We start from the raw sequence: 12,554 nt of genomic DNA on the forward strand, positions 1-12,554 counted from the left end.
CTGGCAGGGCAAGCGGTTCAATGGGTTCAGTCCAGCACACCGGCGGGCGCTGTGGGCGGCGCGCTGCGCCACTGGCTGAGGGCGACGCCGGCAAACACAAGGCCGGCGGCCAGCGCCTGCTGGCCGCTGAGCACCTCGCCCAGCAGCAGCGCGGCGAAGATCAAGGTGAACACCGGGATCAGATTGATGAAGCCTGTCGCCTGGCTCGCCGGCAGGCGGCTGACGCCGAAGTTGTACAGACCATAGGCGCCGACAGTGACCACGCTGCCCAGGTAGACCAGGGCGAACCAGCCGGTCAGGCCGGGTGCCGCCGGCAGCCCGGAGGTCGCCAGCGCCAGCGGCAGGAAGAACAGCGAGCCGATGAACGCCTGCATGGCCGTGAGGATGAAGGGCGAGTAGCGCGCCGACAGGTGCTTGAGCAACAGGGTGTAGCCGGTGGCGCAGAGCATCGCCAGCAGTTCGTAGAAATTGCCCAGCAGCGGGTTGGGCGCGTGGCGGTCCGGCTCGCTGGCCAGGGTCAGCCAGAGCGAGCCGAGCACCGCCAGACCGAAGCCGAGCCAGGTGTTGCGGGCGATCTTTTCATGCAGCAGGAAGAACGCACCGACCGCCACCAGCAGGGGCAGCAGCGCGGTGATCATCCCGGCCTGCGCGGCGCTGGTCTGCTGCAGCGCCAAGGACTCGAAGATGAAGTACAGGCAGGGCTCGCAGGCGGCCAGCGCCAGCAGCCACTTCCAGTCGCCGGCGCGGTAGTCGATGCGCCCGCGCCAGCGCCAAGCGGCGAGGAAGATCAGGCTGCCCAGCGCCATACGGGCGAAGATCACCCACATGGCCGGCATTTCCTGGAAGGCGAACTTCAGCGCGATGAAGGAACTGCCCCAGAGCGCCATGGCCAGCACCAGGCACGCGAGGGCGAACGGCCGGGATTGCTGCACGGGACGCTCCAGTCAAAAAGTCCCCGGAGTATAGGAGGCCCGCACCGGCGACCGACAGGTACAGAATCGTGGGGAAACTGTATGGGCTGGAGAACTTTCGTAGGAGCGAGCCAATGCCTCGCCCGCCCCTGGCTTTCAAAGACTTTCAGAGAAACATCCGCACGCGCCGAACGCCCCGTTCAGGAGGCCTCGTTGAATTGGAGTTTCGGGGGTTGAGCGACATGGATGTCGCGAAAGCCGCGATGGGCCAGGGATGGCCCTTCGCGGCGTGCCCCTGAAACTTCAATTCAACGAGGGTATTTTTCGCCTAAGCGAAAAACCGGATGTCCGGGGCAAGACCATTGCCTACTTTGGGGAGTTTGCCAAAGTAGGTCGCCCGAGGGGGCGAAACCAGAAGTCCCAGCGCACACCGAAGCGACGCAAAACACCCAATCCAGAAGCAGCACAAACAAGGCTCGAGATCAGTCCCAGGGCCAGCCCTTGGTCCCCCGCTCCACCGGCACCCGCTGCTGCATCGCCGCCTTGGCCAGCAGGTGCGCGCTCACCGGCGCGGTGATGAAGAGAAACACAGTGATCAGGATTTCATGCAGGCCGACACCCTCGCCACGGGTGCTGAAGTACAGCAGCGAAGCTAGCACCACCCCGCCCACCCCCAGGGTCGAAGCCTTGGTCGGCGCATGCAGCCGCGTGTAGAAATCCGGCAGCCGGTACAGGCCGATGGCGCCGAGCAGGGCGAACAGGCTACCGGCCAAAAGCAGCAGGCAGACCAGCGCTTCGATAACGATTTCGCCGTTCATTCGATGATGTCTCCGCGCAGCAGGAACTTGCACAGGGCCACGGTGCTGACGAAGCCCATCACCGCGATCAGCAGCGCCGCCTCGAAGTACAGGCCGCTGCCCTTCCAGATGCCGAACAGCACGATCAGCGCGATGGCTTCCACCGACAGGGTGTCCAGCGCGAGGATGCGGTCCGCCACCGAGGGCCCGCGAATCAGCCGCGCCACGGTGAGCAGCACCGCGATGCCCAGCAGCGCGAGGCAGATCGGGATCACGATGCCGAGCATGCGAACACCTCCTTCAGCGGCGCCTCGTAGCGCGCCTTGATGTCCAACACCAGCGCCTGCGGGTCCGGCACGTCGATACCGTGGACCAGCAGCGTACGACGGTCGGCAGAGAGGTCGGCGGAACAGGTGCCTGGGGTCAGGGTGATGACGCTGGCGAGGATGCTGATGGCGAGGTCATCGGTCAGCTCCAGGGGAATCTCGACGAAGCCCGGCTGCAGGTTCGCCTTCGGCCCCAGCACCAGCTTCGCCACCTGCAGGTTGGCCACGACTATGTCGTAGAGCACCAGACCGATGAAGCGCAGCAGCAGCCCCGGCCGCTGGATACGCGGCGCAGCCAGCAGCAGGTTGCGACACAGCAGCGGGATGGTCAGGCCGAGGAAGGCGCCGAGCAGCCAGTGGCCGAGTGAGAAATCGTTGACCAGCAGCAGCCAGCTCAGCAGCAGCACGCCGCTGAGCAGCGGGTGCGGAAGGATGCGCCGGATCATGCGCCACCTCCCAGCAGGATCGCCTGACGGTAGAGGCCTGCATCCAGCAACTGCACTGCCGTGGCCTGTGCATAAGTGATCAGCGGCCGCGCGGCGACCACCATCAGCGGTGCGCTCGCTAGCAAGCCGAAGCACGCCAGCATCTTCACCGGCTCGCGATTGGCGCTGCCCAGCACGCTCAGGCCGGTGCGCCAGAACAGCGTGCTGCCGGCGCGACTCAGCGCGACGATGGTCACCAGCCCGCTGACCAGCACCACGCTCCACAGCGCGATGGCCTCGCCGCCCCCGCTTACCGAGCGCAGCAACATCAGTTTGCCGAGGAAACCCGACAGCGGCGGCAGTCCGGCAACGGCAATGGCACCGAAGAAGAACGCGCCACCGAGCAGGTGCGGTTGCAGCAGCGCCGGCCCTTGAACCAGTCGGCCACCCTTCTCCCCACGCTGGCGGGCAATCAGGTCAGCCAGCAGGAACAGGCCGCCAGCCACCCAGATGCTGTGCAGCAGGTAATAGAGCGCGGCGGACAGCGCCTCCGGCGTGCCCAACGCGATAGCTGCCAGCAATGTGCCAGCAGAGACCACCACCAGGTAAGACAGCAGGCCTTGCAGCGTGGTCGCCGCCAGCGCACTCAGCGCCCCGGCGACTATCCCGGCCAGCGCCAGCGGCCACAGCCAGGCCTGCGCGAGGTTCGCCAGCTCGCCGGCCTGCTCGCCGAAAATCAACGTGTAGACCCGCAGGATCGAGTAGATACCCACCTTGGTCATGATCGAGAACAGCGCCGCCACCGGCGCGCTGGCCTCGGCATAGGCTTTTGGCAACCAGAAGTACAGCGGCAGCAGCGCCGCCTTCAGGCCGAACACCACCAGCAGCAGCAACGCCGCCGCGCGCACCAACGGCGCCTGCTCGGCGCTCAGTTGGGCCACGCGCTCGGCCATGTGCGCCATGTTCAGGGTGCCGGTGATGCCGTAGAGCGTACCTACCGCGAGGAGGAAGAACGCCGAGCCGACGAGGTTGAGCACCACGTAGTGCATACCCGCTCGCACCCGCCCTGCCCCACCGCCATGCAGAAGCAGCGCGTAGGAGGCGATCAGCAGGATCTCGAAGAACACGAACAGGTTGAACAGGTCACCGGTGAGGAACGCCCCGTTCAGACCCAGCAACTGGAACTGGAACAGCGCATGGAAGCGCTTGCCGCGCCGGTCATCCCCGCGCACCGCGTAGATCAGCGACAGGCTGGCGAGCAGCGCAGTGGCAGCGATCATCAGCGCGCTGAGGCGGTCCAGCACCAGGATGATGCCGAACGGCGGCTGCCAGTTGCCCAGCGCGTAGAACTGCACCACGCCACTGTCGGCCTGTTGCAGCAGCACGGCGGAAAGCGGCAGCAGGGCCAGGGTGGCGAGCAGCGACAGGCCGCGCTGCAGGCGCTCGCCCACGAGCAGCAGTGCGCAACCGGCGAACAGCGGCAGCAGGACCGGAAGGATCAGCCAGTGGTTCATCGACCGTCCTCCCCTTCGCCGCCATCGACATGATCACCACCGGTATCCGCCAGCCCTCGCAGGGCCAGCACGATGACGAAGGCCGTCATGGCAAAGCCGATGACGATGGCGGTCAACACCAGCGCCTGGGGGATCGGGTCACCGGCGTTGGCGACCTTGCCGATCACCGCCGGGTCGCCGGCCAGGCGGCCCATGGCGAAGAGGAACAGGTTGACCGCGTAGGACAGCAGGGTCAGCCCAAGCACCACCGGGAAGGTGCGCGCACGCAGCAACAGGTAGACGCCGCTGGCGGTCAGCAGGCCGAGGGCGATGGCGAACAGCGCTTCCATCAGGGCGCCTCCTTGGACAACAGCGGTTCTCTTGGCTCTAACGAGGGGGGCGGTGCAGTGACAGAACCGAGGCCCGAGAGGATCAACAGCGTCGCACCGACCACGGTGAAGTACACGCCCAAGTCGAAGAGCATGGCCGTGGCCAGTTCGACGTCGCCCACCAGCGGAATGTGGAAGTGGCCGAACGCCGAGGTGAGGAACGGGAAGCCGAAGAACCAGGCGCCCAGCCCGGTCAGCCCGGCGATCAGCACCCCGAGGCCGGCGAGGCGGCTGTAGTCCAGCGGCAGGCGCGTGCTCACCCAGCGGCTACCGCAGGCGATGTACTGGAGGATCAGCGCCACCGAAGTGATCAGGCCGGCGATGAAGCCCCCACCCGGCAGGTTGTGGCCGCGCAGGAAGATGAACACCGAGACCAGCAGCGCCAGCGGCAGCAGCAGTCGCGACAGCGTGGCGAGGATCGGCGGGAAGCGGTCTTTCGCCCAGGCGCGGCCTTCGTCGTCACCCTCGCGGCGCAGCAGGCGCAGGCCGTCGAGCAGTGCGAAGATGCCAACGGCGGCAATCGCCAGCACGGTGATCTCGCCGAGGGTATCGAAGCCGCGGAAGTCCACCAGGATCACGTTCACCACGTTGTGCCCGCCGCCACCGGAAACGCTGTTTTCCAGGTAGTAGCCGGCAATGCTGTCGTAGGGGCGCGTGAGCACGGCATAGGTCAGCAGCGTAACCATCACGCCGGCGCCAATGGCGATCACGAAATCGCGCAGGCGGCGCAGGCTGCTGGAGGTCTTCGGCGTGCGCGCGGGCAGGTAGTACAACGCCAGCATCAGCAGGACCATGGTCACCACTTCCACCGACAGCTGGGTCAGCGCCAGGTCCGGTGCGGCGAAGCGGGCGAAGGCCAGCGCCACCAGCAACCCGGCGATGCTGAGGATCACCAGCGCGGTCAGGCGCTGGCGATGGAACCAAACGGTGAGCGGCCCGGCAATCGCCAGCAGGACCAGGCCCAGCGCTGTGATGCCATCCAGCGGCGTCTGCGCGCGATCACCTTCGATAGCGGGCAGCGGCTCGAGGCCGGCGAACACTACCACCACGGCAGCCAGCACCAGCAGCATGGCGTAGCGCTGCAGCGAGCCGTTCTCCAGGTAGCCGGTCACTCGGGTGGCAAAGCGCACCACACGCTGCACCTGCTGCTCGAACACCAGCTTGGCGTCCATCGCCGGCAGCCCGGCGTACCAGTCGAACAGCGGCTTGCGCAGCACGTAGAGCAGCACGCCGCCGGCGGTGGCGACGAAGCTCATCGCCAGCGGCGCGTTGAAGCCGTGCCAGATCGCCAGGCTGTATTCGGGCAGCACGCCGTTCAGGCTCGACGCGGCGGCGCCGGCCAGCAGCGGGCCGACGATAACCCCCGGCATGACGCCCACCAGCAGGCAGATCAGCACAAGGATTTCCACCGGCACCTTCATGTAGCGCGGCGGCTCGTGGGGATGCGGGTTGGGCAGGTTGATCGGCTCGCCGTTGAAGAACACGTCGTGGATGAAGCGCACCGAGTAGCTCACCGAGAACAGCGCGCCCACGGTCGCCAGCGCCGGGATCACCCAGTTGAAGCTGCCCATCATGTTCTGCGCCAGGGTCTCGCCGAAGAACATTTCCTTGCTGAGGAAACCGTTGAGCAGCGGCACGCCGGCCATCGAAGCCGACGCCACCATCGCCAGCACGGCGGTGTGCGGCATGTATTTCCACATGCCGTTGATGCGCCGCATGTCGCGGCTACCGGTCTCGTGGTCGATGATCCCGGCAGCCATGAACAGCGAGGCCTTGAAGGTGGCATGGTTGATGATGTGGAAAATCGCCGCGACGTTGGCCATGGGCGAATCCAGGCCGAACAGCAGGGTGATCAGGCCCAGGTGGCTGATGGTCGAGTAGGCCAGCAGGCCTTTGAGGTCGTTCTGGAACAGCGCCATGAAGGCGCCCATCAGCAGGGTGGCAAGACCGGTCAGGCTGACCAGGTAGAACCACAGGTCGTTGCCCGACAGCAGCGGGTACAGGCGCGCCAGCAGGAATACGCCGGCCTTCACCATGGTCGCCGAGTGCAGGTAGGCCGACACCGGCGTCGGCGCCGCCATCGCGTGGGGCAGCCAGAAATGGAACGGGAACTGCGCGGACTTGGTGAACACGCCCAGCAGCACCAGGCACAGCGCCAGCGGGAACAGCGGGCTGGCCTGCAGCACCTCGCGGGCGTCGAGTACCGTGGAGAGTTCGAAGCTGCCGACCACATGGCCGATCAGCAGGATACCGGCGAGCAGCGCCAGGCCACCGCCACCGGTGACCGCCAGCGACATGCGCGCGCCCTTGCGCGCGTCCGAGCGATGGCCCCAGAAGCCGATCAGCAGGAACGACGACAGGCTGGTCAGCTCCCAGAACACCAGCATCAGCAGCAGGTTTTCGCTCAGCACCACGCCGAGCATCGCGCCCATGAACAGCAACAGGAAGGCGAAGAAGCGCCCCGCGGGTTCCCTCTCGGACAGGTAATAGCGGGCGTAGAGGATTACCAGTAGGCCGATGCCGAGGATCAGCAGGGCGAACAGGAAGCCCAGGCCGTCCAGACGCAGACTGAGGTTCAGGCCCAGTTCCGGCAGCCACTCCAGGCGCTGTACCTGTGGATCGGCGCCCAGCACCGAGCGCTGCCCCATCAGTAGGACCAGGCCCAGCAGCGGCACCAACCCGGTAGCGGCGGCGCAAGCGGTACGGCCGAAACGCTCGGCCAGCAGCGGCAGCAATACCCCGAAGAAAGGCAGCGCGATGATCAGCGCCAATGTCATGACCCACTCCTTTTCACCGCCGGACGGCGTTCAGACAGGCAACACCGCGCAAAGGCGGCCGACTTGCAAAGGCGACGATTATCCATATCTATCGATTACGCGTCATGGATTGAATTATTACGAAATTGCAAGCTTGACCCGCGCCCGCAGTGGGCTACGGCAGGTTTTCCTATCTCCCAAACGATAGCGCGCGACAGTCGAAACGACTGCCGCGCGCTGGGTTTCGCTGGCTGCCACGGGCGGGCAGCCGTTGCCGGTCAGTGGGCGACGCGGCTGGTACCGTTGACGGTCAAGATGCGCACGCGCTCGCCAACGCGGAACACGGCACCTTCGTCGACCTGCTGGACGTAGGCGCGGGTGCTGCCGTCGTCTTCGCGAACGGTGATTTCCACGCCCTGGGTGCGGGTCAGGCCTTCTTCGGTAGCCGCACCGAGCAGGCCGCCGGCCACGGCGCCGATGATGGCGGTGACATAGCTGCCCCTGCCGCCACCAATCGCGCTGCCGCCAATACCGCCAACGGCGGCGCCGGCCACGGAGCCAATGGGAGTCTTGGTGCCTTCGATCTTCACCGGGCGCAGGGCCTGAATGGTACCCATGCGCACGTTCTGCACGGTACGCGCTTCTTCACGGGTGTAGGTGTCGCCGGTCAGGCTGGACTGGCAACCGCCGAGGGTCATGGCCAGGGCCGCGAAAGTCACGGCGATCAGGGCAGTTTTACGCATTAGGAAACCTCCGAGTAGGGCTACGACTATTAGACTCCGGCAGCAGCCCGCCTGTCACGCCAGGTCATGAAACATGCTGATCTCGATTCAGCTTTCGTACAGTTTGTGCCATATCCACCGAAAACGCCTGCCATGGCTCAGTTTTTCGCACCCGGGTATCGGTTAGGCTGGTGCGCGCAGCAGAAGCACCCCACACGGATATCTACATGGATTACTTCATCATCGTCGTCACCACTGCCGCCGGGCTGTATTTCCATTGGTGGATCTACTGGCGCATCCGCCGCTGGATGGACCGAGACCTGGCGCTGTCGCTGGCTGGCGATGATCCGCAAAAACGTATCTACCTGTTGCAACGCCTGGCTGACGCCAAGCGCGAGAAGGTGAAGCGAAGCGACCTGCCTGACTGGCTGCAGCGCGCCGCCGACGACTACCGCGCCGCCTGAGCCAGCGACCAGAAGCGCGCCAGCGCCTCGGCGCGGTTTTCCAGTTCCTGCGCCGCCCGTGCGCAGGCGTCGGCCAGGGTGATGGGCCCTGGCGCCAGGCTGAACGCCGCCTCGATCCCCACTTCACGCAACTCAGCCAGCCCTTCGCCGACGCTACCCGCCAGCGCGATCACCGGCACGCCCGCGCGCCGGGCTACATGGGCCACGCCCACCGGCGTCTTGCCATGCAGGCTCTGGCCATCCAGCCGCCCTTCGCCGGTGATGACCAGCGACGCGTCGGCCAGCGCCGGCTCCAGCTCCGACAGCTCGGCGATCAGCTCGATGCCCGGACGGAAGCGCGCCTGGAGAAAAGCCCGGCAGGCGAAGCCGAGGCCACCCGCCGCACCGACACCGGGGAATAGGCTGTGATCTTGCCCGAGTGCGAGCGCAGCGACTTCAGCGAAGCGTTTGAGTGCGGCATCCAGCTGCTGCACCTGCGCCGGATTCGCACCTTTCTGCGGGCCGAAGACGGCCGAGGCGCCGTGGGGACCGCAAAGGGGATTGTTCACGTCGGCGGCCACTTCGACCTCAACTGAGTCCAGCCGCGGGTCGAGGTTCGACAGGTCGATGCGCGCAAGCTCGACCAACCGCGCGCCGCCAGCACCCAGCTCCTTGCCCTGGTCATCGAGGAAACTCACGCCCAGCGCCTGCAGCAGGCCCAGGCCGCCGTCATTGGTCGCACTGCCGCCCAGGCCGATGATGATCTTCCTCGCTCCCGCATCCAGCGCTGCGCGGATCAGCTCGCCGGTGCCGCGGCTGGTAGTGCGAGTCGCGTCGCGCTGCCCTTCCGGGACCCAGTGCAGGCCGCTGGCGGCCGCCATCTCGATGACCGCCGTGGCGTCGACCAGCCAGCCCCAGTGGGCTTTCACCGGCTGTTCCAGCGGGCCGCAGACGTCCAGCTCGCGGCGCTCGCCCGGCCGCGCCGCCAGCACCGCGTCCACCGTGCCTTCGCCGCCGTCGGCCATGGGCCGCAGCAGGGTTTCGTCGCCGGGCCGCGCACGCAGCCAGCCACGGGAAATGGCCTCGGCGACCTCAGGGGCGGAGAGGCTTTCCTTGAAGGAGTCGGGAGCGATGACGACTTTCATGGGGCAGGTCCGTTGAGCGGGAGGATGGAGGGCATCCTACACCGCACAACAGACGGACATGCTTTTGCAGGAGCGAGCTTGCTCGCGAACCGCTTCAGCGAGGCTTGGTTCGCGAGCAAGCTCGCTCCTACGATAAACAAACAGCGAATCAGGGAGCGAGGCGCTCGCGCACCCAGGCGCCGTTTTCGTTGCGGAAATTGAGGCGGTCGTGCAGGCGGCTCGGGCGGCCCTGCCAGAATTCGATGCGGCTCGGCAGCAGGCGGTAGCCGCCCCAGAAGTCCGGGCAGGTCGGCGCGCTGTCGGCGAAGCGTCGCTCGGTCTCGGCCAGCAATTGCTCCAGCTCGCCACGACCGTCGATCACCCGGCTCTGCGGCGAAGCCCAGGCACCCAGGCGGCTGCCCAGCGGGCGCACGCGGTAATAAGCGACTGACTCTTCGACAGAGACTTTCTCGACCCGCCCCTCGATGCGCACCTGGCGTTCCAGCGCCGGCCAGAAGAAGGTCATGGCCGCGCGCGGGTTTTCCGTCAGTTGCTGGCCCTTGGCGCTTTCGTAGTTGCTGAAGAAGGTGAAGCCGCGCTCGTCCAGGCCCTTGAGCAGGAGCACGCGGCAGTGCGGCTGGCCGTCGGCGTCCACGGTCGCGAGCATCATCGCGTTGGGTTCGACCGGCAGTTGCTCGGTCTTTACCGCATCCTCGAACCATTGGCTGAACAGGCTGAAGGGTTCGGCGGGTGCCTGGGTCTCGGTCAGTCCGTCACGGGTATATTCGCGGCGCATATCGGCCAGGGTCTGAGCCATCGGAAATCTCCTGCAGAAGAAGTCCTTAAGCTTATCCAGAGTTGCGCCTTCGCGCTTGATCCACGACAAGCGTCATTCCGGCTGGAATGACGCTGTGCGCACAAGGGATCAGTTAGCCTGGGCGAGCGCCAGCAGGCTGGTTCGCTGGGTCACCAGCACTTCGACGCGGCGGTTCAGCGCGCGGCCTTCGGCGCTGCCATTGTCGGCGCGCGGCAGGCTGGAGCCGACGCCCTTCAGGCGCAGGCGATCGGCGCCCAGGCCGCTCAGGCGGAAAATCGAGGACACAGCCTGGGCACGTTGCAGGCTGACCTTGTCGTTGAGCGCCTTGTCGCCCGAACTGTCGCTGTGACCGAGCACCAGCACGCCGCTTTCCGGATCGTTCTGCAGCATCTTCGCCACGTTGCCCAGCGGCGCCAGGGTGATCGGCAGCAGCAGTTCAGGACGCTTGGGGTTGAAGGAGCCTTCCACCGGTGCGATCAACACCAGAGCGTTCTCGCGGCGCTCGACGGTGAACTTGCTGCCAGCCACCGCTGCCCGCAGGGACTTCTCGTGCTGATCCAGCCATTCCTTGCTGACCTTGGTGTCCTGCGGCTTGATGGCCTTGTCGGTGCCCGGTTTGCTCTCGCTCACGCCGAACGGCCACCACCAGTGGCCACCAGGCTGCTTGCTGCCGGCGTCGGCGACCTTGGCCGCCTCGACGGGCTTCTTCTCCGGAGCGGGAGCCGCGGCGCTCACTGCCTCGTCACCACCGAACGGCCACCACCAGTGGCCGGTGCCGGGCTTGGCAGCCGCCGCCGCACTTTCCGTGCTATTCGCCGGGTCCTTGGCCTGAGACTGGAACTGGCTGCAGGCGGACAGACCGACACACAGCGCAAGGGTGGAGACTTTCAGCGAATTCGAGAACAGCAGGTTCATGGGAGCGATTCCATAAAGGCGGAACATGACGGGAGGCCGGGCGCGACGGGCAAGCCCGGCACCCTGACTTCAGCAATCAGCTTAAGAGTTGTACATAACTTACTCAGTTGGAACGAGATTTTAATCCCGAACTGACGAGCGGCGCATACCTGTGCGCAAGGGAAGGCCGTCGCGGCCAGCGCGACGGCAAATGCGGACGACCTTAAGAAGGCGCAGCGGGAGGAAGGTTCCTCCCGCTCGTCGCTACAGACAGTCGCCGGCGAGACGCGCCAGGCGCTGGGCGCGCGGGTCCATGAGCACGTAGGGGCCGAGTGTGTTGACGACGAAGCCCAGCGCCAGCTCGCGCTCGGGATCGGCGAAACCGATGGAACCACCGGCGCCCGGATGCCCGAAGGCCTGCGGGCCAAGGCCGTAGGTGGCGTTGGCCACGCTCGGCTGGTCAAGCATGCAACCGAGACCGAAGCGCGTACAGGTCAATAAAGTTCGATCCTCGCCAACGGCATGCTCGCGGGTGAGTTCGGCCAGCAGCGCTTCGTCAAGCAACCGGCCCTGCAGCAGGCCCGTGTAGAAACCGGCCAGCGAGCGCGCATTGCCGTGGCCGTTGGCCGCCGGCTGCGACATGCGCCGCCATTCGGGCTTGTTGGTGCTGGTGAGCACCGAAGGAGGATTGGTGAACGCACGCGTGGAGAGCGCGGTGGCATCGGTCATCATGGTCCGCAACAGGCGTTGTGCGGCGGCGTCGCCCAGGTTGCCCTTGCCCCGGGCAATGTGCGCGACGCGGTGGAATTCGGCGTCATCCAGGCCGATATGAAAATCCAGCCCCAGCGGCTCGGCGGTGCGCGCGATGATGGCCGCGCCGGGCTCGCGACCGTCGACACGGCGGATCACTTCGCCGACCAGCCAGCCGTAGGTGATGGGCGCGTAGCCGTGCTCGGCGCCCGGCGTCCACCAGGGCGTTTCGGCGGCCAGCGCGGCGGTCATGCTCGACCAGTCATACAGCGCTTCGGGAGCCAGCGGCTCGCGGATCGCCGGGAGGCCCGCGCGATGGCAAAGGAGCTGGCGCACGGTGATGTTCTGCTTGCCGGCCTGCTCGAATTCCGGCCAGTAGCGCGCAACCGGTGCGTCCAGTTCCAGCCGGCCCTCGCCCACCAGTTGCAGCGCGGCGACGGCGGCGAAGGTCTTGGTGCAGGAGAACAGGTTGAGCAGCGTATCGGCCTGCCAGTCCTGGCCCGGCTCCTTGCCTGCGCTGCCGGCCCAGAGATCGACGACGGTTTCGCCGCCGATCTGGATGCACAGCGCCGCGCCGCGTTCCTGCGGGTCCTCGAATAGCGCACTGAAAGCATCGGCAACAGGGGTGAAGCGCGGATCACAGTGGCCGTTCAGGGTCATCTCAAGCTCCGGAAATGCACAAGGGCGGGAGGCGCCATTCTTTCAGC

The 12,554-nt window shown here is 66.4% G+C and carries 13 protein-coding genes; 1 reads left to right on the plus strand and 12 read right to left on the minus strand.

Annotated elements, in window-relative coordinates; translation table 11 throughout:
- Window positions 1-26: 26 nt before the first annotated feature.
- The 8 genes from IB274_RS28090 to IB274_RS28125 form a co-directional block, all read right to left on the minus strand.
- A complete protein-coding gene (locus IB274_RS28090; RefSeq protein ID WP_192436069.1) occupies window positions 27-932 on the minus strand; it encodes a DMT family transporter in 906 nt (301 codons plus the stop codon).
- A gap of 461 nt (window positions 933-1,393) precedes the next feature.
- Window positions 1,394-1,729, minus strand: a complete 336-nt coding sequence (locus IB274_RS28095; protein WP_192436070.1) for a Na+/H+ antiporter subunit G — start codon at window positions 1,727-1,729, stop codon at window positions 1,394-1,396.
- Complete coding sequence (locus IB274_RS28100) at window positions 1,726-1,995, minus strand: K+/H+ antiporter subunit F (protein ID WP_138520768.1); 270 nt, start codon at window positions 1,993-1,995, stop codon at window positions 1,726-1,728. Before IB274_RS28100 ends, IB274_RS28095 begins: the two co-directional genes overlap by 4 nt.
- Complete coding sequence (locus IB274_RS28105; protein ID WP_192436071.1) at window positions 1,980-2,480, minus strand: Na+/H+ antiporter subunit E; 501 nt, start codon at window positions 2,478-2,480, stop codon at window positions 1,980-1,982. The genes IB274_RS28100 and IB274_RS28105 overlap by 16 nt, the downstream gene beginning before the upstream one ends.
- Window positions 2,477-3,973 carry a monovalent cation/H+ antiporter subunit D gene (locus IB274_RS28110; protein ID WP_192436072.1) on the minus strand — a complete coding sequence of 499 codons (1,497 nt, stop codon included), beginning with the start codon at window positions 3,971-3,973 and terminating at the stop codon, window positions 2,477-2,479. Before IB274_RS28110 ends, IB274_RS28105 begins: the two co-directional genes overlap by 4 nt.
- Window positions 3,970-4,302 carry a Na+/H+ antiporter subunit C gene (locus IB274_RS28115; protein ID WP_192289560.1) on the minus strand — a complete coding sequence of 111 codons (333 nt, stop codon included), beginning with the start codon at window positions 4,300-4,302 and terminating at the stop codon, window positions 3,970-3,972. The genes IB274_RS28110 and IB274_RS28115 overlap by 4 nt, the downstream gene beginning before the upstream one ends.
- Window positions 4,302-7,118 carry a monovalent cation/H+ antiporter subunit A gene (locus IB274_RS28120; protein ID WP_192436073.1) on the minus strand — a complete coding sequence of 939 codons (2,817 nt, stop codon included), beginning with the start codon at window positions 7,116-7,118 and terminating at the stop codon, window positions 4,302-4,304. Before IB274_RS28120 ends, IB274_RS28115 begins: the two co-directional genes overlap by 1 nt.
- A gap of 257 nt (window positions 7,119-7,375) precedes the next feature.
- The gene (locus IB274_RS28125; RefSeq protein ID WP_192436074.1) at window positions 7,376-7,840 is read right to left on the minus strand and encodes a glycine zipper 2TM domain-containing protein; all 465 of its coding nucleotides are present in this window, start codon (window positions 7,838-7,840) and stop codon (window positions 7,376-7,378) included.
- A 206-nt stretch (window positions 7,841-8,046) separates the two neighbouring features.
- Between IB274_RS28125 and IB274_RS28130 the strand changes: the two genes are divergently transcribed.
- Window positions 8,047-8,283, plus strand: coding sequence for a hypothetical protein (locus IB274_RS28130; RefSeq protein WP_192436075.1), 237 nt, complete (start codon window positions 8,047-8,049; stop codon window positions 8,281-8,283).
- On the opposite strand, the gene IB274_RS28135 is transcribed toward IB274_RS28130, so the two are convergent.
- The 4 genes from IB274_RS28135 to IB274_RS28150 form a co-directional block, all read right to left on the minus strand.
- The gene (locus IB274_RS28135) at window positions 8,268-9,407 is read right to left on the minus strand and encodes a glycerate kinase (protein WP_192436076.1); all 1,140 of its coding nucleotides are present in this window, start codon (window positions 9,405-9,407) and stop codon (window positions 8,268-8,270) included. The genes IB274_RS28130 and IB274_RS28135 overlap by 16 nt on opposite strands.
- A 148-nt stretch (window positions 9,408-9,555) precedes the next feature.
- A complete protein-coding gene (gene pdxH / locus IB274_RS28140) occupies window positions 9,556-10,203 on the minus strand; it encodes a pyridoxamine 5'-phosphate oxidase (protein WP_192436077.1) in 648 nt (215 codons plus the stop codon).
- A 108-nt stretch (window positions 10,204-10,311) separates the two neighbouring features.
- Entirely contained in the window at window positions 10,312-11,118 is an 807-nt protein-coding gene (locus IB274_RS28145) for an OmpA family protein (RefSeq protein ID WP_192436078.1), read from the minus strand.
- 243 nt (window positions 11,119-11,361) lie between these two features.
- Window positions 11,362-12,507 (minus strand): serine hydrolase domain-containing protein, encoded by a 1,146-nt coding sequence (locus IB274_RS28150; RefSeq protein WP_192436079.1) that lies wholly within the window; start codon window positions 12,505-12,507, stop codon window positions 11,362-11,364.
- Window positions 12,508-12,554: the final 47 nt, after the last annotated feature.

The organism is Pseudomonas sp. PDM18 (genome assembly GCF_014852585.1).
GTDB lineage: Bacteria > Pseudomonadota > Gammaproteobacteria > Pseudomonadales > Pseudomonadaceae > Pseudomonas.